Origin of the sequence: Desulfitobacterium metallireducens DSM 15288, assembly GCF_000231405.2 — a bacterium.
GTDB lineage: Bacteria > Bacillota > Desulfitobacteriia > Desulfitobacteriales > Desulfitobacteriaceae > Desulfitobacterium_A > Desulfitobacterium_A metallireducens.
Genome location: NZ_CP007032.1, coordinates 1,500,264 through 1,521,928, shown reverse-complemented (window position 1 = coordinate 1,521,928; position 21,665 = coordinate 1,500,264). Strand labels below are relative to the sequence as shown.

Annotated in this window: 20 protein-coding genes; 3 read left to right on the top strand and 17 right to left on the bottom strand. The window is 41.8% G+C overall.

Annotation, left to right across the window (positions count from 1 at the left end; genetic code table 11):
- Positions 1-24 precede the first annotated feature (24 nt).
- The 11 genes from DESME_RS07305 to miaB all read right to left on the bottom strand — a co-directional run bounded on the left by DESME_RS07305 (position 25) and on the right by miaB (position 14,686).
- Complete coding sequence (locus DESME_RS07305; protein ID WP_006715355.1) at positions 25-1,002, bottom strand: AAA family ATPase; 978 nt, start codon at positions 1,000-1,002, stop codon at positions 25-27.
- An 86-nt stretch (positions 1,003-1,088) separates the two neighbouring features.
- Positions 1,089-2,918, bottom strand: a complete 1,830-nt coding sequence (typA, locus tag DESME_RS07300) for a translational GTPase TypA (RefSeq protein ID WP_025248716.1) — start codon at positions 2,916-2,918, stop codon at positions 1,089-1,091.
- Positions 2,919-3,176: 258 nt separating this feature from the next.
- Complete coding sequence (gene hfq, locus DESME_RS07295; protein ID WP_006715357.1) at positions 3,177-3,431, bottom strand: RNA chaperone Hfq; 255 nt, start codon at positions 3,429-3,431, stop codon at positions 3,177-3,179.
- 40 nt (positions 3,432-3,471) lie between these two features.
- Complete coding sequence (gene miaA, locus DESME_RS07290) at positions 3,472-4,416, bottom strand: tRNA (adenosine(37)-N6)-dimethylallyltransferase MiaA (RefSeq protein WP_006715358.1); 945 nt, start codon at positions 4,414-4,416, stop codon at positions 3,472-3,474.
- A complete protein-coding gene (locus DESME_RS07285) occupies positions 4,413-5,243 on the bottom strand; it encodes a class I SAM-dependent methyltransferase (protein ID WP_427846189.1) in 831 nt (276 codons plus the stop codon). The genes miaA and DESME_RS07285 overlap by 4 nt, the downstream gene beginning before the upstream one ends.
- A gap of 19 nt (positions 5,244-5,262) precedes the next feature.
- The gene (gene mutL, locus DESME_RS07280; RefSeq protein WP_006715360.1) at positions 5,263-7,164 is read right to left on the bottom strand and encodes a DNA mismatch repair endonuclease MutL; all 1,902 of its coding nucleotides are present in this window, start codon (positions 7,162-7,164) and stop codon (positions 5,263-5,265) included.
- A complete protein-coding gene (locus DESME_RS07275; protein ID WP_006715361.1) occupies positions 7,161-8,486 on the bottom strand; it encodes a histone deacetylase family protein in 1,326 nt (441 codons plus the stop codon). The genes mutL and DESME_RS07275 overlap by 4 nt, the downstream gene beginning before the upstream one ends.
- Positions 8,483-10,156, bottom strand: a complete 1,674-nt coding sequence (locus DESME_RS07270; RefSeq protein WP_006715362.1) for a hydantoinase/oxoprolinase family protein — start codon at positions 10,154-10,156, stop codon at positions 8,483-8,485. Before DESME_RS07270 ends, DESME_RS07275 begins: the two co-directional genes overlap by 4 nt.
- A 28-nt stretch (positions 10,157-10,184) precedes the next feature.
- Complete coding sequence (gene mutS / locus DESME_RS07265; RefSeq protein ID WP_006715363.1) at positions 10,185-12,734, bottom strand: DNA mismatch repair protein MutS; 2,550 nt, start codon at positions 12,732-12,734, stop codon at positions 10,185-10,187.
- 158 nt (positions 12,735-12,892) lie between these two features.
- On the bottom strand, positions 12,893-13,306 hold the full coding sequence (locus DESME_RS07260; protein ID WP_006715364.1) for a YlbF/YmcA family competence regulator: 414 nt from the start codon (positions 13,304-13,306) through the stop codon (positions 12,893-12,895).
- A 33-nt stretch (positions 13,307-13,339) separates the two neighbouring features.
- Positions 13,340-14,686, bottom strand: a complete 1,347-nt coding sequence (gene miaB, locus DESME_RS07255; RefSeq protein ID WP_006715365.1) for a tRNA (N6-isopentenyl adenosine(37)-C2)-methylthiotransferase MiaB — start codon at positions 14,684-14,686, stop codon at positions 13,340-13,342.
- Between the two features lie 132 nt (positions 14,687-14,818).
- On the opposite strand from miaB, the gene DESME_RS15640 reads away from it, so the two are divergent.
- Positions 14,819-14,980: a DUF1540 domain-containing protein gene (locus DESME_RS15640; RefSeq protein WP_006715366.1), complete on the top strand. Its 162-nt coding sequence runs from the start codon at positions 14,819-14,821 to the stop codon at positions 14,978-14,980.
- Positions 14,981-15,077: 97 nt separating this feature from the next.
- Here DESME_RS15640 and DESME_RS07250 read toward each other — a convergent pair whose 3' ends face one another.
- The 4 genes from DESME_RS07250 to DESME_RS07240 all read right to left on the bottom strand — a co-directional run bounded on the left by DESME_RS07250 (position 15,078) and on the right by DESME_RS07240 (position 18,084).
- The gene (locus DESME_RS07250) at positions 15,078-16,322 is read right to left on the bottom strand and encodes a D-alanyl-D-alanine carboxypeptidase family protein (protein ID WP_006715367.1); all 1,245 of its coding nucleotides are present in this window, start codon (positions 16,320-16,322) and stop codon (positions 15,078-15,080) included.
- Positions 16,323-16,399: 77 nt separating this feature from the next.
- The gene (locus DESME_RS07245) at positions 16,400-17,251 is read right to left on the bottom strand and encodes a DegV family protein (RefSeq protein WP_006715368.1); all 852 of its coding nucleotides are present in this window, start codon (positions 17,249-17,251) and stop codon (positions 16,400-16,402) included.
- A 218-nt stretch (positions 17,252-17,469) separates the two neighbouring features.
- A complete protein-coding gene (locus DESME_RS16375; RefSeq protein WP_006715369.1) occupies positions 17,470-17,592 on the bottom strand; it encodes a hypothetical protein in 123 nt (40 codons plus the stop codon).
- 72 nt (positions 17,593-17,664) lie between these two features.
- Entirely contained in the window at positions 17,665-18,084 is a 420-nt protein-coding gene (locus DESME_RS07240) for an acyl-CoA thioesterase (protein ID WP_006715370.1), read from the bottom strand.
- A 129-nt stretch (positions 18,085-18,213) separates the two neighbouring features.
- On the opposite strand from DESME_RS07240, the gene DESME_RS15635 reads away from it, so the two are divergent.
- Entirely contained in the window at positions 18,214-18,387 is a 174-nt protein-coding gene (locus DESME_RS15635) for a DUF896 domain-containing protein (RefSeq protein ID WP_006715371.1), read from the top strand.
- Positions 18,388-18,544: 157 nt separating this feature from the next.
- Positions 18,545-18,766, top strand: coding sequence for a hypothetical protein (locus DESME_RS07235; RefSeq protein ID WP_006715372.1), 222 nt, complete (start codon positions 18,545-18,547; stop codon positions 18,764-18,766).
- Positions 18,767-18,829: 63 nt separating this feature from the next.
- Here DESME_RS07235 and pyk read toward each other — a convergent pair whose 3' ends face one another.
- Together pyk and gap are read right to left on the bottom strand one after the other, a co-directional pair.
- Entirely contained in the window at positions 18,830-20,566 is a 1,737-nt protein-coding gene (gene pyk / locus DESME_RS07230; protein ID WP_006715373.1) for a pyruvate kinase, read from the bottom strand.
- A gap of 36 nt (positions 20,567-20,602) precedes the next feature.
- Positions 20,603-21,613 carry a type I glyceraldehyde-3-phosphate dehydrogenase gene (gene gap / locus DESME_RS07225; protein ID WP_006715374.1) on the bottom strand — a complete coding sequence of 337 codons (1,011 nt, stop codon included), beginning with the start codon at positions 21,611-21,613 and terminating at the stop codon, positions 20,603-20,605.
- Between the last annotated feature and the right edge of the window lie 52 nt (positions 21,614-21,665).

Below are 21,665 nucleotides of genomic sequence, written 5' to 3'. Positions count from 1 at the left end.
AAAGCCGCTGGTTGCACTTAGAGTTTATGAAGAATTCCGAGCATTATTTTCATCGATGGCGAGATCTATAGGTAGAATCTGCATAAGTTCCTCACGAGTTGAGTTGGGTTTCTGATATAAGCGAACTGCCTGTTTACGGATGGCTCTCTCAGCCATATTTCGAACCAATCGCGCATTTCCAGCGTAGGGATGAGAATTTAAGAGTCCTTGAAGCATAAAGCGAAATGCTTCTCTCGTTTCAAAACTGAATTCATATTGACGATCTTTGAGCATCGTTTCACCGATAGCCAGAAGCTCATCCAATGTATAATCCGGAAAATCAATATAAATTGGGAAACGAGAACGAAGTCCTGGGTTAGTCTGTAAAAACCAATCCATCTCATGACGGTAACCCGCTAAAATCAAGATAAATTCGTTTTTATGATCTTCCATCGATTTGACTAAAGTATCAATGGCTTCTTTTCCAAAATCTTTTTCCCCACCTCTTGCAAGAGAGTAGGCTTCATCGATGAACAAAACTCCGCCTAAAGCCTTCTTCACCTGTTCACGTGTCTTTTGTGCAGTATGCCCGATGTACTCGCCAACGAGATCCGCGCGCTCACATTCAATAATGTGGCCCTTTTGCAGGACTTCCATTTCCTTAAAAAGTCGGCCAATGAGTCGAGCAACAGTCGTTTTCCCCGTACCAGGATTTCCTCGAAAAATCATATGCAGTACTAAGGACTCAGCAAGGAGCTTTTCCCGTGTCCGCCGTCTTTGTATTTCAACATAGGCCTGCAGTTCACGAACTAACTCTTTAACCTTTCGTAACCCAATCAGGGCATCTAGCTCTGAGAGGATTTCTTCAACTTTATCCTTGTCCGTAGAATTAGATATGGTTTTTCGAAACTTTGAATTTTGTACTGTAGGCTCGCTTTGACTTTCAAGGGCAACTTTTGGCTTAGGAGAATGTACCACCGGAGGCAAATGATCATCCGGTCGGAATGTAATACGAATCGGCATATGTAGGAAGCACCTCCCCATCCTTATTACTATACGCAATAAGTCTGAAAAGGTGTCCTAAAAAGAAGTAAAATCAGTCAACTCTATTAGTTTGACATCGAAGCTTTGTTCTTTGCGTAGCGAACACGAGATGAATGATCCAGATATCTTTTACGCAAACGAATACTTTTTGGAGTAATTTCAACAAGTTCATCATCATCGATATATTCCAGAGCTTGTTCGAGGCTGTAAAGTCGTGGACTTTCTAAATGTAAAGCTTCTTCCGAGTTACTTGAACGCATATTAGTCACATGTTTTTTCTTAGCTACATTGACTTCAATATCTTGATCTCGGCTGTTTTCACCGACGATCATTCCCTCATAAACTTGAGTGCCTGGTTCGATAAACGTGACTCCTCGTTCTTGGGCAATATTGAGGCCGTATCCTGTAGCTTCTCCATCTTCAAAAGCGATTAACACGCCGCGACTTCGACCAGGGATATCCCCTTTATAGGGTTCATAGCTATAGAAGACATGACTCATTATTCCTTCGCCGCGCGTTTGCGTCAAAAAGTCACCCCTGAAACCAATCAAACCCCGTGCTGGAATTCTAAACTCTAAGCGAATCTGAGTGGTTGAAATATTGGTCATATTCACCATTTCTGCTTTGCGTTGTCCTAATAGTTCCATAATAGAACCCATCGCGTTTTCGGCAATATCGCAGGTCAGGTATTCAATCGGTTCACATTTTACTCCATCGATGACCTTAATAATGACCTCAGGTTTCGACACTTGGAGTTCATAGCCTTCGCGACGCATATTTTCAATCAAGATAGAAAGATGAAGCTCTCCTCTTCCTGAAACGCGAAAAACATCTGCAGAATCTGTATCTTCTACATTTAAGCTCACGTTTGTTTCGATTTCTTTGTATAATCTTTCCCTAATCTTACGTGAAGTCACATAAGTTCCTTCTCTACCAGCAAAAGGGCTGTTGTTAACCATGAAGTTCATGGTGAGCGTAGGCTCGTCCACTTCAATCACATCAAGTGCTTCCGGTTCATTTGCATCAGCCACTGTTTCTCCAATGTTGGCACTGGTTAAGCCTGTCAAAGCGACAATCTCACCTGCTGGTGCTTCATCGACCTCCACACGTTTAAGCCCTTCATAGACGTAAACTTTACCAATCTTGTTCTTTTCGATAACCCCTTCTCGTTTCATTAAGACAACCTGTTCGCCTTGATGAACCGTTCCACGGATCAGTCGCCCTACAACGATTTTTCCAACATAATCATCATTGTCCAAAGTCGTAACCAAGAGTTGTAAAGGGGCTTCTATATCGACAACTGGAGCAGGAATATGCTCTAAAATCAGGGAAAAGAGAGGAGCCAGGTTGTCAGTGAGTTGATCGGGTTCAAGGCCTGCAATCCCTTGACGTGCGGAAGCATAGACAACCGGGAAATCGAGTTGATCATCATCTGCTCCTAACTCCATGAAAAGCTCCAGGATTTCGTCTAATACTTCAGCAGGGCGAGCATCTGACCGATCAATTTTGTTAATAACTACAATGGGCACGAGTTTCAGTTCTAAGGCCTTTTTTAGAACGAAACGGGTCTGAGGCATTGGACCTTCGTAAGAATCGACGATAAGCAAAACCCCATTGACCATTTTTAAAACCCGTTCAACTTCTCCGCCGAAGTCAGCATGGCCTGGTGTATCTACAATATTTATTTTTGTGTCCTGCCAATGAACAGAAGTGTTCTTGGAAAGAATTGTAATTCCTCTTTCTCTTTCGAGATCGTTAGAATCCATAACGCGCTCCATCACTTGTTGATTAGAGCGAAAAGTACCACTCTGTCTGAGCATTGCATCAACTAATGTCGTTTTACCATGGTCTACGTGGGCAATAATAGCAATATTGCGTAAGTTAGCCGTTTCAATCACAAATAAAAACTCCCTTTTTGGTTTTTAACACTAAACTTTATTTTACCACGATATTGTAATTCCTACAATTATTTAAGCATATATTTTGTAGATTTTCTCTAACTCTCATTAAATTTCTTGGATTCATTCCTATTTTTCATTATTAGTAGTTCTTTTATTCTCTAGAAAAAGAAAAACCCGACATCCGTCGAGCTTAACTAAGTAAAAAAGCCTGGAAACAGGCTTTTTTGTTATTTAAAATTTTTACTATTTATTTTAGTTCTGCTCTTCTGTTGCAACATTCGCTGCAGCAACTAAGTTAATTGGTCGCATAGGCATAACAGTAGAAATAGCATGTTTATAGATCATCTGCTGTTTCCCTTCGAAGTCCAAAACAACAACATAGTTGTCAAAGCCTCGCACAATTCCCTTCAGTTGAAATCCATTAACCAAATAAATTATGACGGGCATGTTTTCTTTTCTTGCCTGATTTAAAAAAGTATCTTGTAAATTGATGGGCGACTTAATCATTTATTTCCCTCCATCACCAGCTATTTCTATTTCTATCTGTTTATTTTACACGACTTTCAAGTCCTCTGCAAGTCTTGCTGATCTCATCTGAAAGAATAGATAAGTTATGCTTTTGAGTATCATACCATTGAATTCGAGGATCCCGTTTAAACCATGTTAATTGGCGTTTAGCAAAATGTCGAGTATCTCGTTGGAAAAGACGCAACATTTCTGAAGAAGTCACTTTTCCCTTTAAGGCCCAGATCGCATGACGATACCCTATACTTTGGAGAGGTTTTAGTCGACGATCATATCCGTCCTTAAGTAAATCCAAGGTTTCTTTGAGCAGACCTTCTTGCATCATTTCTTCACACCGGCGATTGACGCGATCATAAATCACTTCACGAGGAGCGGTTAACCCTATATACAGAATTGATGGGTCTAAGGACGGATATTCATAATCAAGGCTTCCCCGTTGCTCAGAAAAAGGTTTTCCTGTGAGGTCATTAACTTCCAAGGCCCGAATAATACGTCGTGTATCATTTGGGTGCAGGCGCACTGCGCTAACTGGATCAACTTCGATAAGTGCCTGATGAAGCTTTTCCTTGCCCTCCTTCTCAAGAAAATTAGCCCAGCCCTCTCGAATTTCTGACGAGCTATTTTCACTGAAATCAAAGGGATCCAGCAAAGAACGAATGTAAAGGCCCGTCCCTCCGACAATAAGGGGAACTTTCCCTCTGCTTTGAATCTCTTGAATTTGTGCTAAGGCCATCTTCTGGAACTGGGCAACCGTAAATGGTTCAGTCGGGTCCAGAATATCCAAAAGAAAATGCGGAATATTTTGTTGTTCTTCCCGAGTAGGTTTTGCTGAACCGATATTGAGTCTTTTGTAGACCTGAATAGAATCACCCGAAATGATCTCTCCATCAAGACTCTTAGCCAGACTTACACCTAATGCTGTTTTTCCTACCGCCGTCGGGCCAACAATAATAATTAGGGGCTTCAAAATGTTTCCTCCTTGGTTGAACAACAATTGATAATTCCATAATCAACTTGGCTGTAACGTCCTCCATTAAACACCTGGAACCCTAAGCGCACAAATTCTGAACTGCCTTTACGTTCTTTAAGAACTATGCGCGAGCATGCAACACGGTAGGCCTCCTGTACAGCCTCCTGTTGCAAGGGTCGATGATCAGAGTACCGATGTAACGGTTGAATTGAAGAGGACTTTTCGCGGGTACGCCGAAACATCGGGTCAAAATAGACGACATCAACCGAAGACTCTGGCAGTTCAGTAAGGAGTTTTTGATGATCTCCCCATATGACTTCAATTCGTTGCGAGGCGAGGATGAGCTCCTTCCAGGCGTTAAGCTTGAGGGAATTCATTATCCTAGGCAATTGTTTATCCTTTAAACTAAGGAGTCCTTCTTTCATTAGTGCTGCAAGAAGTGGTGAGTGTTCAAAAGCAATAACCTTTCCACTTTCCCCTACTTTCCAAGCCGCAACTAATGCATCTGCACCCATCCCCAAAGTTGCATCGATCAAAGTCTGGCCTGGCTTCACGTTAGTGGCAACAAGAAAACGATCCTGCTCTCCACGAAGGCCCTGCAAAATTCGGATTATGGCTAGGTTCGGATGAAAGCTCAGGCGATTCTGACCATCATCCAGAAATATTCCCTTACGAGTCAGGTGTAAAATTGGGAGTAAATCAGGTTCGCCGGTTTGAAAAGAGCAACCCGGTTGATCCATAAACCACCTCATTTTTGCTTGTAAAATAGGGTCGTTGGGATGGGTTAATTTAATTGAAACAGGAATTTTATTCAAAAAGTGCACTCCAAATCCACAATTCTTATTAGATGCGATAAAATCGTTTTTCTAAATCACTTCGGGTAAGCTTGATTATCGTCGGGCGACCATGAGGACAGGTGTATGGGTTTTCGGTTTTGCTGAGTTGAACAAGGAGTTCTTGCATTTCTAGAAGCGACAGTTTTTCCTTTGCTTTGATCGATTCCTTACAGGCCAGCATATAAATCCATTCCCTCAGAAGTTCATCAAAAGCAGGTTGATTTTGCTTGAAAACCACTTCTTCAAGAAACTGTCTTAATAGCTCTTCCCCAGAATAAGGACCGCTATAAGCAGGTACACCGCGGATTAAATATGTTCTTCCTCCAAAGTGTTCCAGGATAAAGCCCATATTGGTTAAATGAGGTAAGTTTTCAAGTAAGGCTTGTTCTTCAATCGGGGAAAAATCAATAGAAGTTGGAATGAGCAGAGTTTGACTTGCTCCAGGATTATGTTGATGCTCCTTGAGTATACGTTCATAATTAATTCTCTCGTGAGCAGCATGTTGATCCATAATCACAAGAGATTCATCATTTGAAGCGAGGATATAGGTCCCTAAAATCTGACCTAGCGGTCGAAGCGTCAATAAAGGATGAACTTGATCGGTTATTAAAGTAGTCATACAATTATTCAAGTTTCTCTGAGTCTCATTACTTTCCTGAGTACCAAAGCTCTCCCGAGTTTCATAGGGTTGCGTCTTGAATATATGTGGCTCTTCTTGCACTTTTGGAGTAAAGGGTTCTTTATGATCGAGCTGTGTTTGTGTCTGTAAAAGCTCGGGGCGAGTCAATGAAGGAAAAAACAACTTAGATTGGGTGGAACGCGCCGTTGAAAAATCAGAAAAATTGCTAGTAACCTGTTGCGTGCCAAGTGATGGTGATGCTGGCTTAGTTGATAATCGCTCGAACGGAGCTACGGGGCGGCTATCCAGAAGGGTCTTGCGTACCTGTTCTGAGATAAACTGCGCAAGAGCTTTCTCATTTTGAAAACGTATTTCCATTTTGGTCGGATGAACGTTAACATCATACTCATGGGGAGGAAGCGTAAGTTGTATAACAATAATTGGAAAGAGTCGATTCGGAATAAGCGTATGATACCCTTCAGAAATAGCTCTGCTCAGAAGTTTTGAGCGGATAATCCGTCCGTTGACAATAAATATTTCTTCCTGACGTGTAGAGCGAACCAAATCCGGAGGGCTGATATATCCTTCAAGAGTCCATTCCTTATAGGAACAAGACAAAGGAATGAGTTGCCGGGCTAATTTTTGCCCATAAATTACACCGATGCTCTCAAGCAGCTTTCCTCTTCCAGGAGTTTGAAAGACAACTTGTTTCGGGTGTTTTAAGGTAAATGAAACATCAGGACGAGCTAATGCTAAGCGCCCCAGTGTATCAGAGATAAGTCCAAATTCTGTATTTTGCGTTTTAAGAAATTTACGGCGAGCTGGGGTATTAAAGAATAAATCCTCGACAGTTATGGTCGTACCTGGAGGACACCCCATTTCCTGAAGCTCACACCGTTCTCCCCCAATAAGTTTTAAATTCATGCCGAGAACGCTATCTGTTTGGCGTGAAGTAATGTCCATGCGAGATACTGAAGCAATACTTGGGAGTGCCTCTCCTCTAAAGCCTAGCGTCTGAAGCTCATTCAAATCTTCAATTCGTCTAATCTTGCTCGTCGCATGACGCAACACCGCTTGAGGCAAATCTTCAGGAGAAATTCCGCTTCCGTCATCACGAACCCGAATTAGGGGAACGCCATTTCCTTCGATCGTAATCTCGATCTGTTTAGCTCCAGCGTCCAACGAATTTTCTACAAGTTCCTTGACGACGGATACGGGTCGTTCAACAACCTCTCCTGCAGCAATTTGATTTGCGGATTGTGGATCAAGAACTTGAATTTTAGAAATCAAAGATTTCTTACCCCCTCGTAATTTTCCCAAAACTGGATCGAATCCTGAAATTGATTCTGCAGAAGAACGCTCATTTTACGACCCCTGAAATCACCCCATAGATCTTCTCCAGCTTGTCGACATGTAGTACAAGCATTAAAAGGAATTCGAATCAGGGCAAATCTTTCTCCGGTTGCGGCGTTCTGGCTTTCAATTAAAACCGTACCTCCGCACTCTTCACAAATCCGGACTCGATCCTGTCGGATTTCTTGAATTCCTTCCGTATCATAATAAACGGAGTGCGGAATATAGGCCCATTTCCCACCAGGTAAAGTTTTTTCGTCACGAATTGTCCATTGCGGATTTGCTTGTTTGTTATTCACCTTTAATTCTTTAACATAACGTTTTAACTCCTGAAAATTAAGAAGCGGTCGTTGCGGTTTTTGAGGTTCTTCAACATGGCTGTAATCCTCACCAGTTAAAGCTAGGAAGATCGCTAAATTAACATAGGGAAGTGCAGTTTCAATAGAATATCCTCCCTCTAAAACAGCAAGATCAGGTTGGATAAGTTCAGTTATTTTCCCATACCCACGAGCTGTTACATTCATGGAGGCGAGCGGATCGGTAAAATGATTGTCTTGCCCAGCAGAATTGATGATGAGATCCGGTTGAAATTCATTCAAGAGGGGTAACACCCAATCTTCAAGGACGTAATGAATTCCCTCATCTCCTGTACCTGGGGGTAAAGGGATATTCAGGGTTGTATCCCTGGCATTAGGACCGCCTTTTTCGTGGGTGAATCCACTTCCCGGATAAAGAGTCCGTCCGTCTTGATGGAGGGAAATAAAAAGAACATTGGGATCATGGTTGAAAATATCTTGTGTTCCGTCGCCATGATGGACATCCGTATCAACAATCGCGATTTTCTTGATTCCATATTTTGTTCTTAAGTGATTGATAAGTATCGCTTCATTATTAAGTGTGCAGAACCCCCTGTTTCCAAGTACTGTAGCTCCAGAATGGTGTCCAGGAGGTCTAACCAAAGCGAAGCCATTCCGAATTTCGTGTTGAGCCCAGGCATCTCCTAAGACAATTGCACTTCCAGCTGCTATTAAATGAGCAGCGAGGTCATGTTGTTTCGAATTAGGAAAAAGAGCTTGGGTTCTGAGAACCTCATGCAAGGATACGAGTCCAGGTGCGTATTGTTTAACCTGTGGAAGTTCCATGACTCCTTCCTCAAAAAACTGTTCTTGGGTATAGAGTAAGCGTTCCTCCCGTTCAGGATGGGTGTCCCCTAAAGACCAGTCAAAGGCCGGGAAGAAAACGATTCCACTGCGCTTCATGGTACAAGCCTCCCTCGAACTCCTGGCGGAACGATAAGTGAACCACGAATGATTTGGCCTACAGTTTGGTAGCCTTTAACGATCGGAAAAAAATCAAAGGGCTGAATTTGAACCTCTTTCAGGTGAATCCCTTGATCAAAGGCAATTTTTTCAGCAATCTCCTGTAAAAATCCTTCAACTTCTTTATGCGGTTTGCGAGACCCTAACCACTCTCCTTGAAGACCCGTTTCTTCGATTCGATACCGATTCATAAAAGTATCCAAATGGAGTGTGCAGGAGAAAGTTGAACGCGCTAAAGCTGCTCCTATCGCATTCGAAACTTCAGGATAATCTCCAATCTTTACCGGGATATGTAAGCACCTGCTTAATGCCTTCGCGAGTCCCGGAGCTCCGCCACCGCTCACCCAAATATGAAAATTTTTATCATCATGAGGATGCAAAACCTCCCATACCTTATAGGCAGGTTCCCTCTTCCATTCCTTGTTTAAGCTTTCAACAGCTTGTGAAATACTATCAGCTAAACGCATAAGGATATTTTCTGAAAGTTGCTGAAGGTGTAAGGAGTCTCGATCTTTTTCGGGCAGAAGTTGGAGCAACCCTTGTTCCGCTTTAGAACGATCTCCATAGGGAATTAAATTAAGATAACGCATGGCATCAGTCGGGGTCGGCGTAGGCCCCCCTAAGCAGTAGGCTGGGCCGAGTCTATAGGGAGCAATCTTAAAGTCATCTGCTTCTGGAAGGATAGCTGAGTCTCCTCCGTAAGGAATTGAACGGACCGCTAAGGTACGCACTAAAGTTGAGAAAGCACCAATTTGTGCCCCATGCGCACTCAGGAGGGGCTCACCTGACAAGATAAGCCCAATATCCGTCGTCGTTCCACCAATATCAACAACCACGAAAGATTGACCTGGTTCAGATTGAGCTAAAGAACCTAATACGCTGGCAGCCGGACCAGAGAAGATCGATTCAACTGGACGAAGTTTTTGGAGGGGTACGATTCCTCCATCCGCCTTTAACACGTTAATCTGTGCCGAGCAACCTTTTTGCTCTACGGCTTGCTGTAATTGTTGAGCAAATGTTTGATAAATCTCAGCACATGCTAAGTTAAGATAAGTCGAAAGGCTTCGACGGTAGAAATTAGTTTGCCCCCACTCATGTCCTAAACTCATTTCAAGATTTGGGCAATGTTTGTGAAGAAAAAGGGCTAAATTATGCTCATGCAGATCATTACGGTGTGAGAATTTCCCTACAATGGCCACTTTCGACTTCGGAGATTCTTGATATCGATTAAGAAGCCGACGCCATTCGAGGTCATCGGGGGGAGAAATCTCTCGACCTCGATAATCAAGTTCTCCTTTCAACACCTGATAGGTGACTGGCCAAGTGAATGCATTAAGGCTCATACCAGAACCCGGAAAGAGTAAGAGGTCAACTTGAGGAAGCCTTTGTTGAAGTATGGCATTCGTGATCAAAGTAGTACTTACTGTAATTCGTGTAACTGGCTTATGGTAAATTTTCAAGGCTTCAAGGGCTTGAAGAACAGTACCCAACACATTATCCGCTTGAGTGGCAACTTTGGCTTTTTCAAAAATCACATTTTCTTCTATAAGAACTGCGTCTGTAAAAGTCCCCCCCACATCGATGCCGACTTGGATTTCTTTTGGGTGCACTAAGAATTCCTCCAATCCTTGATTAAGCTTACAAAGTTTCTAAGGCCTTAATTCGTTCGCGTAAATCATAGAGATATTCCTGAGCTTGACGAGGTGATAAATCATCCACATTGATCTCGACGATTTCGCGAAGCAAAGGGTGAAGTGCTGGAGCTTCAAATAAAGCAAGCTGTGTTGCAGCTTCTGGACGGAAAGACTTTTCTTTAAGCGTAGAGGAGGCTTCAAGCTCCTCCAAAATTATTCTTGCCCTTTGCAGGAGAGGTGCAGGAAGTCCGGCTAGCTTGGCAACTTGAATACCATAGCTTCGATCGGCTCGACCAGAAATAATTTTATGAAGAAAAATGATATCTTCCCCATGTTCGCGTACACCAACATGTAAATTAAAAATCCCGGGTAAGCTCTCTTCTAAAGATGTCAATTCATGATAATGAGTGGCAAAAAGGGTTTTGGGTTTAACCTTTTGATCGGCGAGATACTCCGTAACAGCCCAGGCAATACTTAAACCGTCAAAAGTTGCGGTTCCCCTACCTACCTCGTCCAAAATGACCAGACTATGTTCTGTAACATGATGAAGAATGTACGCCACCTCTCGCATCTCGACCATAAACGTACTCTGTCCAGAGGCTAAATCATCTGAAGCGCCGACCCGCGTAAAAATATGATCGACAATCGAGATACTGGCTTTTTCAGCAGGGATGTAACTTCCGATTTGGGCCATCAGTACAATCAAAGCAACCTGTCGCATATAAGTGGACTTTCCAGCCATATTCGGTCCAGTGATTAAGGCAAGATGCTTAGAACGCGAGAGAAGGGTATCGTTAGGAACGAAAGTACCATTCTCAAGCATATTTTCAACAACAGGATGGCGACCCTCAAGGATCTGGATCTTTCCCCCTTGTGTAATCTCGGGGCGAACATAGTGATGGCGGATAGCTACTTCAGCTAAGCTAACAAAGACATCAATTTCTGCAAGAGCATGCGCAGCATCCATAATTTGAGGAATATGTCTCCTTACAGTCTCACGAATTTCTAAAAAGAGTTGGTATTCCAACTGAATAAGTTTATCCTCAGCTCCTAGAATTTTCTGTTCATATTCCTTTAATTCAGGAGTGATAAAACGTTCTGCATTCGCTAACGTTTGTTTACGGATGTACTCAGGAGGTACAAGTTGAGCGTTGGCATGGGTAACTTCGATATAATAGCCAAAAACCTTATTGTAACCCACTTTTAAAGAACGAATTCCTGTCCGTTCTTTTTCTTGAGCCTCCAGTTGAGCGACCCAGTCTTTTCCACCAGAGGACGTTCCTCTGAGTTGATCGATCTCAGGCGAATAACCGTCTTTAAGTAGATTTCCTTCTTTTAAGGAAAGCGGAGCTTCAATATTGAGAGCATTCTCAAGCTCTTCGCCTAATTCATCCAAACCAGTCAAATGGGCAAGATAATTTTTGAGAGATTCTGAATGGCTCGCAAATAGAGATGAGCGTATTTTAGGTAAAGTTGATAAAGTCTGCTTCAATGCCAAAAGATCGCGAGCATGCGCTGTTCCAAAAGAGACTTTACCCATCAAACGTTCGAGGTCATAAATACCCGTCAGAAATTGTGCTAAATCTCCGCGTAAAAAACTATCCTCGGTTAAATCAGAAATTATATTCAAACGGTGTTCAATTTCTTGTTTTGAGAGCAACGGTTGCTCGATCCAACGCCTTAACAACCGCCCTCCAAAAGCTGTTTTTGTGAAATCAAGGACTGAAAGGAGCGTTCCCTTTTTCCCTTGCCCACGAAGTGGTTCGGTAAGCTCGAGATTACGACGAGTCCACTGATCAAGAATCATCCACTGGTCAGGATGATAAGTCTGTATCTCAAGTATATGCGTAAGTTCACTCCCTGGCAGAGTCTCCTCAAGATAATTCCAGAGGGCATTAGCCGCCTTGGCAGCAGCTGGAGACTCTTCGAAGAGGGCGTGTTGCTTCTTAAATTGTTCTTCAATTATATCCGTTTGAGTAAAGGATTTTCGGTCCCGAGTTGTGATAAAGTATCCCCGCCAGTGTTTTAAACGAACTAGCTCTGGAGGGAGAACAAGTTCCGACGGATTGATCCTCGATAATTCCGTAAGAACGATATCTAAAGAAGCATTCTCGAAAATCGTGAATTCCCCAGTAGAGACATCTAGAAATGCTAATCCCCAATTGGTTTCGTGAAAGATCGAGGCTAAATAATTATTCATTCTCTCCGCGATGGATTCAGTTACGGTTCCGGGTGAAATAATTCGGATAATTTCTCGGCGGACTATTCCTTTCGCAGTTTGGGGATCCTCAACTTGCTCACAAATTGCGACTTTATAACCCGTCGAAACAAGCTTGTTCAGGTAATTTTCAACTGCATGATAGGGTACGCCACACATTGGTGTACGCTCTCCTCCACCCGTTTCTCGCCCTGTTAAGGCAATTTCCAAAATGGGGGCAGCTGTTAGGGCATCTTCCCCAAACATTTCATAAAAGTCCCCAAGGCGAAAAAAGAGAATGGCATCAGGGACTTGTGCTTTTATAGATTTATATTGAACCATCATTGGAGTTGTCATCTGTTATATCCTCCAAGGCATCTAAATATTCGATGAAAAATAGAAGGAGTAAAAAACTACGGAAATATTCTAAAGGGAAGAGCGTTAAACTCTTCCCTTCTCTTCTCTTCATGTCATGGCTTAAGGTATTGAAATGAACTCCACCTTAGAGTAGGGCTTTAACAGCCACCGCAGCCACACCCGCCTTGATTATCGCCGCATCCTGACCCGCATGAAGAACAACTTGAACCATTATCTTGGACTGAAGCAATAGCGCTCGCTAAGACGGAATTTACGCTATCCAACAACTGCGTAAAACGGTCTTGTGCTTGCAAATAGACAGCAATTAAAGGATGACTCGCAACGTTCTGCTCCATCTCATCAATTCCCTTTTTGTCCTCTTCCGAGAGCTCTTTACCCTCCGACTGAAGAGTAAATACACGTTGTTGTTCTTGATTGAATTCCTCAATAATTTTTTGGGCTTGCTCATCGGCAAGCATTGCTTCTTCGCTTGTTCTTAGTTCATTGAGCTCAGCACTTTGCGCAATTGCTGCTGCTAGAACTTCAGCTTTTTCTAAGATATCCGCTGTCATTAAAACACCTCCATTAAATTCATTCTACACTAATTAAGAAATTCCTGCTAGTGAAGTGACAATCTCGCCTAAAAGCGTCCAGGATCGCGCTTCTAGCATACGTACCTTAACAAGAGAACCTTTAAGTTCAAGATCACCAGAAAAAACTACAAGTTCGTTTCCCGGAGTACGTCCCGTTAACCGATCAGGATTTGATTTACTCGGCCCTTCGACTAAAACTTCATAGATTTTACCCAGCATTCCTTTGCGCCATTCCAAGCTTTGATCATTCTGATGATCCATAAGAAGCTGTAGTCGACGTTTCTTTACATCAAGAGGGATTTGGTCTGGCATCACTGCAGCAGGTGTACCCGAACGCTTGGAGTACATAAAGGTGAAGGCCTGACTGAAGCGGACCGTATCTATAATATCTAATGTTTGTTCAAAATCTCCCTCTGTCTCCCCTGGAAACCCAACAATAACATCTGTAGTGATACTAGCCTCTGGAATAATCTCTCGGATCTTTTCGATCCGATTTAAATAGTATTCCCGTGTATACTTGCGGTTCATTCGTTTGAGAATTTCATTACTTCCAGACTGAATAGGAAGATGAAAGTGTTCACAGAGATGTTCCCCTGCAGCAACGGCTCCAATCAGTTTATCGGATAAATCCTTGGGGTGAGACGTTAAAAAACGGACACGAAGCAAACCGGGTATCTTGTCAACTTGTTTAAGTAAATCGGCAAAATCATAAGAAATATCTAAATCATGTCCATACGAATTAACATTTTGCCCTAGTAACGTGATTTCTTTACAACCCGATTCTACAAGTTCTTGAACTTCGCAGAGAATATCTTCAGGTTTTCTGCTCCGCTCTCTTCCCCGAACATGGGGAACAATACAATACGTGCAAAAATTGTTACAGCCATAACTGATATTGACACTGGCTTTCAACTTCCCTTTTTCAGCCAATGGAGTGGCTTCCAAGGCTGGTCCGGGTTCATCCCACACTTCGGCTACTTTTTGATTTTCCTCAGCTTGCTGGATGAGGCGACCAAATTCAGGAAGATTATGAGTTCCTGCCCAAATATCAACATGAGGAGCCCGATGTTGTAACCGTTCTAAAGCACCTGGTTGTTGAACCATGCACCCAGAAACTGCAATTTTCAAGTGGGGATTTTTTTCTTTGAGTTTTTTCATCTCCCCAATTTTACCAAGGATCTTATTTTCAGCGCTTTCACGGACGCAACACGTATTAATTATAATTAGATCTGCATTTTCTAAATCATTGGAACGTATATATCCCTCTTGAGCAGATATTGCGGTTAAAGTGTCAGCATCCCGCTCAGACATTTGACACCCATAGGCTAAGGTAACGACTTTTTTATCTTGATGATTCATGGACATTCCTATTGTTCAACTCCTGACCTAATTGTGGATTCATGTATAATTATGACGAATGATAAAGGGTTTGGCAAGTGCTTACATAACCTCCTTACGTTTGGGTTATTCTTAAACAAGGAGGTGATATGAATGCCTAATACCAATCCTGAAGTTCTTTGCAATGTGGTTGAGTGCAAATACAATGAATCCGCGAAAATTTGCACTGCGGGTCAAATTCAAGTCACAAAACATCATGCAGAGGTTCGAACGACAGAAGCGACTGATTGTGGAACCTTTGAGCTCAGCAAGTAAAGCGAATAGTTTAGTCCACCCTTTTAGGTTATTTTGAGAAAGGAATCGGAACTCCGATTCCTCTTTATTTTTTAAGATTTAAAAAAATCAGATTGTCTCATTTACTGACCTGAGTTTTCTTCTTTTTTTTACGTGTTCGCTGAAATCGGTGGGCAGAACTTCTCTTCGTCTGAGCATAAAATAAAATTATACCCAACATTATTACGAGAAGAAAAAAAGCGGCCCATGGTGAGCTATTGTGAAGACTTAATTTGTGTTTGACACTCCTGTCTGATGTGAGTGGAACATTTTCGAGTTTTTCGTTACCCTCCCAGACTTCGACAGTTCCTAACGTTTGTCCTTGCTCAACTTCTGTTAAATTCGTCGCTGCAGGAATGATTTTAAGTGTTAACTTTGAGCTGGGCTCCCCCATTTTTTCCGTAGTATAAATAGGTTTCGACAAGACAAGATTGATTTCATCTGTTCCAATTGTTGTCTGTGTAATAGCACTTCCTGCAGGTTTATAAACCGTAGTCTGAAATTGAGAGAAACCATAGTTGAGGAGATTTTCCATATCTGTATAAATCTCGCGGCCTTGTGATTTAAGGATAACTGCGATAAGGTCTCGCCCATCCTTCGAAGCGGAAGCCACTAAACAATTTTTTGCAACTTCTGTATAACCCGTTTTCATCCCATTGATATAGGGATTTTGTCCTAAGAGTTTGTTCTCGTTAATCATTTCAGTGGGTACATCCGATTTGGACCGGGTGATAGTATGCCGTTGCGTCTGTACATAATTTCGGAATATCGGGTTAGCATAAGCAGCTTGTGCGATGCGAGCAAGATCATGAGGAGTTGTTACATGTCCCTCGTTCGTCAGCCCGCTGGGATTTTTAAAGGTCGTATTTTTTAGCCCTAGCTCCTTCGCTTTTTCATTCATCATGAACACAAATTGAGGAAGACTCCCCCCGATATGTTCAGCAATGCCTACTGCAGCATCATTTGCAGAGTTAAGCAATAAAGCATAAAGAAGATCTCGCAGAGGCATTTTCTCTCCCGGTTCAAGATAGATCCGCGTGCCATAAACGGTCTTGTAATCGAGCATGGTAGAGCTTAGAGTAACGACATCATCAAGATTCCCTTCTTCGATTGCTAACAATCCAGTCATAATCTTGGTAGTACTTGCAGGAGCGAAAAATCCATCTCCATTTTTACTATATAACGTCTGCCCGGATTGAACATCAATCAGATAAGCTCCTTCTCCATGAATTTCTGGAGGATTGGAACTCGACAGAGCATATACAGGAGGAACACTATTGAGCAAGATAAAGATGAAGCAGACTAGCGCCGTGATGATTCTCAAAACTGTTCCTCCTAGTAAAGTAGTGTTAAAAAGTAGTGTTAAATTGAAGTAAAAGATTGAAATAAAGTTAAATACTATTAAAGAGCTCGCTTGTAAAATAACGCAACGGCACCAGGGCCAGTATGACTTCCAACAACACAGCCGATGTTACTAATCATGATATCTTTGACATTGACTTGTTTACGGATTTCTTCAGCAAAAGCTTGAGTTTCATCTAAACAATTGGAATGAGAAATTCCTATAATTTGCTCTTCGGGATGATCAATTTCTTTAAGCATAACCTCTATCAGTTTGCGTAAAGCAGCTTTATGAGAACGAACTTTAGCAAAAGGTTCTAATCGTCCATCAGGTGTAATTTCTAAAACAGGCTTTACATCAAGAATTCCACCGAGAAAGCCAGCCGTTTTACTCACACGGCCCCCTTTCACTAAATATTCGAGCGTATCTAAGGTGAAGATATAACGCATTTGATTTCTTAGCTCAACAATACGGGGTTCAGCTTCTTCCCATGTAGGAGAGGTTTTGAGATAATGATTTACCTGTATTGCCAGTAAACCATAACCGAAGGTAGCTCCTAAGCTGTCAATAACATGGATTTTTTCTGGAGCAGTACACATATCCCGAACCATCAAGGCAGTTGAATAGGTCGAACTCAATCCCGATGAAAGATGAATTGCCACAACTTCATGCCCGTTAGCTATGATTTCTTCATATTTTTCCTTAAGTGTTCCAGGATTAGGTTGGGACGTTTTAGGTAATTCTTGAAAAGATCCAAATTGAGAATAAAAGATTTCGGGAAAAATATCAACTCCTTCGAGAAAGGTTTGTCCATCAATATTTACAGGCATAGGAATTACAACAATTCCTTCTTCTTGTGCAACCTTTGGGAGAATATCAGCGGAACTGTCAACGACAACAACAAAAGACATCTTAGTCCTCCTTAATGAGAGTGAATTGTTCTTTCGAAAAATTGCTGAAGGTATCCGTACTTATTCGGTATATTTACCGTCTTTCCCTGCTCATCAATCATTACTTTCTTAATCTTTTAGACCTGGAATTAAAACTGAGATTAAAATATTAAAAAGTGCAAAAAGAGCCCACTGTTAAAGTGAGCTCAATGAGTCATAAAACATTATCTCTATCAAGATTAAGATGCTAACTTCTGAACAATAACGTGTTGTCCGATGGCAGTCATGAGTTTGGTGAGTTCTTGCTTTCTTACTAGCCTGTAATTCACTTCTTCACCCTCGATCCAAGTGACAAGATACATCGGAACACCCCCTTCTGTATTATGTATACATAATACCATGGGAACATATTTAGTTCAAGATGAATTAAAAAACTAGATTTTTAAAGATGGAATTTTTGTAGCGACCTCTTTCCATACTCGATACTTTCGAACATCAGCCACCCTGCCTTCTTTGTTAAGGAAAACGTGGGATGTCTTTCCATCGGTTAAAAGAATATCCTCCATCATGACTTGGTAAGAAAACTTAATAATTCGCGAAGTAAATTTTTCCAAGCGTGTATAGACTACGAGTTCATCATCATATTTTGCAGGCTGTCGATACCGACAAGAAGCCTCGACAACAGCTAGCGACAGACCTTGCTCTTCAAAAACTGTATAAGGTAATCCCAAATTACGGAAAAGTTCTGTCCTTCCAACCTCAAACCAAATCAAATAGTTAGAGTGATAAACGATACCCATTTGATCTGTTTCCGCATAACGCACTCTTAATTTAGTCTCTGAAAATAAAGACAAGATTATCCCTCCTCACTCAATAAAGACTATTATATCATTCCCGTACTTTCAGACCAACTTGAGATTCATACTAGTGATCGTTATAATATAATAAATGAAATTATTATTATATGAAAAGGAGCTAATAGTGTGGAGATAAATACCCTTATCGAGAGAATTAATGAGTTATCCCGTAAACAAAGAAGTGTGGGACTTGAAGAATGGGAGCGCGAAGAGCAGGAAGCACTTCGCCAAGAATATTTAGGTTTTATTCGTGGGCAAGTTCATGCAACATTAGGTCAAGTCAAAGGTACTAATTCATAGCATTGATATATTAGAGCGCATTAAATTATACAAAAAAGAGGTTTATTTTACTTTAAGGAAATAGACCTCTTTTTTGTATGAATTTCAAAAAGTAAAGCATACTATTTTTACGGAAGATTTAACGATCCGGGTGGTAGAGTATTAAGGAGGGGATTTTTTGCCTGAACGTATTATGAAATATGGTGGAGTCAAGTTTCGGAACCTTGTACCCCCTGTGAAGATTAACCGATTTGTGAATAAGTTGCCGCAAGCTAGAAAAGATTCCTTGTTCGAAGTCGCAAGTGAGCTTAGCGATGCAGGGCTGATTGAAATTCTAAATGAGCGAGAACAAAGTACAATTGACCAAGATTTGGTCGATGATCTTTCCAATAAACTTTAATATAAAAGAGGCAGTACCAGAAATATTTATTCTGGTTTCTGCCTCTTTCTCTGTCCCTAGCCTCTATAAAATCGTTACTGTTCCTTCGTAGATCACTCCGCTAAGCGCATCTACGGTAAGAAGCTGCCCGTCCTTGAATTTATCCATTACACCCTTGACGCCAACGATTGCAGGGATGCCGTAATTAAGCGCGGCTATCGAAGCGTGCGACGTTAAGCCACCTTCTTCAATAACTAAAGCCCCCGCTCGAGAGATCAAAGAGATATATTCTGCATCGGTAAACCGAGAGACGAGAATATCGCCATCTTCGAAAGGTGTAGTCTTGGGATCGACGATTAGACGAGCCGGACCCAAAGCGGATTTGCGACCAATTCCTGTCCCTTTAACAACTGCATTACCAATCACTTGGACCTTGATCATATTAGTTGTTCCCACTTTACCGACGGGTACCCCGGCTGTAATCACAACAATGTCACCTGTTTTAAGCAAGTTATGGGATAAAGCTTCGTTAACCGCATTGGATAAAAGTTGATCAGTGCCAGCACTTTCAGGAATAATTAAGGAAATAACGCCCCAATGCAAGGTAAGTTGCCGAGCTACAGTTTCAAAGGGTGTAGCGGCAATGATTAACGATTTAGGGCGATATTTAGAAATCATACGGGCAGTCAAACCTGAGTGGGTGGGCGTCAAAATAGCTGGAGCATCTAAATCATGGGCGATCGTATAACTTGCATAACTAATCGCTTCTGCCACGTTCAACTGAGGATGACGTGATGTCTGCTCATCAAAATAGCGTGTTTCAGTATGGTGAGCTATTTTATCCATCATGACGACAGCTTCAACCGGGTACTGTCCCGCAGCCGTTTCCCCTGATAGCATGATAGCATCCGTTCCATCTAAAATTGCATTGGCAACATCACTGGCTTCAGCTCGCGTTGGACGAGGATTTCGGATCATGGAATCCAACATTTGTGTTGCAACGATGACCGGTTTTCCTAAGAGATGACATTTACGAATCATCTCTTTTTGGGCGATAGGCACTTCTTCCACCGGTATCTCTACTCCTAGGTCTCCCCTTGCAACCATCAGTCCATCCGCAACTTCTAGGATAGAATCAAGGTTGTTCAGACCCTCACGGCTCTCTATTTTTGCAATGAGTTTAACATTTGCTTTTGCTTCTTCAACAATTTTTCGAACGGCAATAATATCTGATGCTTTTCGGGTAAAGGAAGCAGCGATAAAATCAATCCCTTGGTCAATCCCAAAGCGGATATCACTAATGTCCTTCTCAGTGACAGCGGGAAGCAGAATCGGAACACCTGGAACATTAACTCCCTTTCTTGATTTTAGAAGACCTTCGTTGCAAATACGAGTGTAAATCTTTCCATTATGGACAGATTCAACCTCTAAATCAATCAAACCATCATCGAGAAGGATATGCGTTCCGGGATTAACTTCTTGCCATAGGTCAGTATAAGTAATTCCCACTCTTTCTAAAGAACCTAAGTTATCTATATCTGTATCGAGAATAAAAGAGGCTCCTTTTATTAATTCAATACCTGTTTGTGGGACCATTCCTGTTCGAATCTCCGGGCCTTTTGTGTCTAATAATATCCCGAGATGTTTTCCTAATTTTTTAGCTTCATCTTTTAAAACGCGTAAGCGTTGGCCATGTTCCTCATGAGTCCCATGCGAAAAGTTTAGACGTGCAACATTCATTCCCGCCTGAAGAAGGTTTTTAACCTTCTCCGGCGTTTCACTAGCTGGACCGATTGTACAAACGATTTTTGTTCTTCTCATCTTATCTCCCCTTGTTTTTACTTTATAGCTTATAGCTTACAAACCCTTATTTGCAATATAGCAGACGAGATCAACTACTCGGTTTGAATATCCCCATTCATTATCATACCAGACAAGAACTTTAAGCATCCGGTCTCCAAGCATCATCGTCGAAAGGCCATCAACCGTTGAGCTATGTGGATCCCCATTAAAATCATGTGAGACAAGAGGTAAATCCGTATAAGCCAAAATTCCTTTAAGCTTTCCTTCCGCTGCTTCCTTCAATTTAGCGTTAACCTCTTCTTTAGTCGTCGGTTTCGTTAAGTTAGCAACAAAGTCAACGATAGAGACATTCGGAGTTGGAACACGTACTGCTAATCCCGTTAATTTTCCTTTTAATTCAGGTAAAACAAGGGCAACAGCTTTGGCCGCACCGGTACTTGTAGGAATCATGGATTGGAAAGCAGCTCGTGCTCTCCGCCAATCTTTATGCTCTAGATCCAAGATACGTTGATCGTTAGTCACAGAATGAGTTGTGGTCATCATCCCCTGTTCGATCCCAAACTCTTCAAGTAAAACTTTAGCGACGGGAGCCAAACAGTTTGTGGTACAAGAAGCATTGGAAAGGATATGATGTTGACTGGGATTATATTGATCCTCATTAACTCCCATGACAATCGTGATATCTTCATTTTTACCAGGTGCAGAAATAACCACTTTTTTCGCCCCTGCTTGTAAATGAAGTGCTGCTTTATCGCGCTCAATGAAATGGCCAGTGGATTCAATTACGATATCCACACCGAGGTCTTTCCAAGGTAAACTTTCCGGATTCTTTTCGGCGAACAGCTGAATAGAGCGTCCATCTACTTTCATTATATTCTCATTTACCTCGACTTCATAGGGCAGAATTCCATGTATGGAATCATATTTAAAAAGATGTCCTAATAAATCTGGACTTCCTAAGTCATTAACAGCTACAATTTCAAGTGAGGCTTTGCTTTCGAGGGCCGCTCGTAAAGATAATCTGCCTATCCGGCCAAACCCATTAATCGCTACACGTGTAGACATAGAACTGCCTCCTTTTATTCAGATAAATTATTTCATCTTCTTAATATATCCA

Bases quoted from the DNA above. Each gene is read 5' to 3' on its own strand.
- DESME_RS07305 (WP_006715355.1), bottom strand. From the start codon at position 1,002: ATGCCGATTCGTATTACATTCCGACCGGATGATCATTTGCCTCCGGTG.
- hfq (WP_006715357.1), bottom strand. From the start codon at position 3,431: ATGATTAAGTCGCCCATCAATTTACAAGATACTTTTTTAAATCAGGCA.
- DESME_RS07275 (WP_006715361.1), bottom strand. From the start codon at position 8,486: ATGAAGCGCAGTGGAATCGTTTTCTTCCCGGCCTTTGACTGGTCTTTA.
- mutS (WP_006715363.1), bottom strand. From the start codon at position 12,734: ATGACAACTCCAATGATGGTTCAATATAAATCTATAAAAGCACAAGTC.
- DESME_RS07260 (WP_006715364.1), bottom strand. From the start codon at position 13,306: ATGACAGCGGATATCTTAGAAAAAGCTGAAGTTCTAGCAGCAGCAATT.
- miaB (WP_006715365.1), bottom strand. From the start codon at position 14,686: ATGAATCATCAAGATAAAAAAGTCGTTACCTTAGCCTATGGGTGTCAA.
- DESME_RS15640 (WP_006715366.1), top strand. From the start codon at position 14,819: ATGCCTAATACCAATCCTGAAGTTCTTTGCAATGTGGTTGAGTGCAAA.
- DESME_RS07245 (WP_006715368.1), bottom strand. From the start codon at position 17,251: ATGTCTTTTGTTGTTGTCGTTGACAGTTCCGCTGATATTCTCCCAAAG.
- DESME_RS16375 (WP_006715369.1), bottom strand. From the start codon at position 17,592: ATGTATCTTGTCACTTGGATCGAGGGTGAAGAAGTGAATTACAGGCTA.
- pyk (WP_006715373.1), bottom strand. From the start codon at position 20,566: ATGAGAAGAACAAAAATCGTTTGTACAATCGGTCCAGCTAGTGAAACG.
- gap (WP_006715374.1), bottom strand. From the start codon at position 21,613: ATGTCTACACGTGTAGCGATTAATGGGTTTGGCCGGATAGGCAGATTA.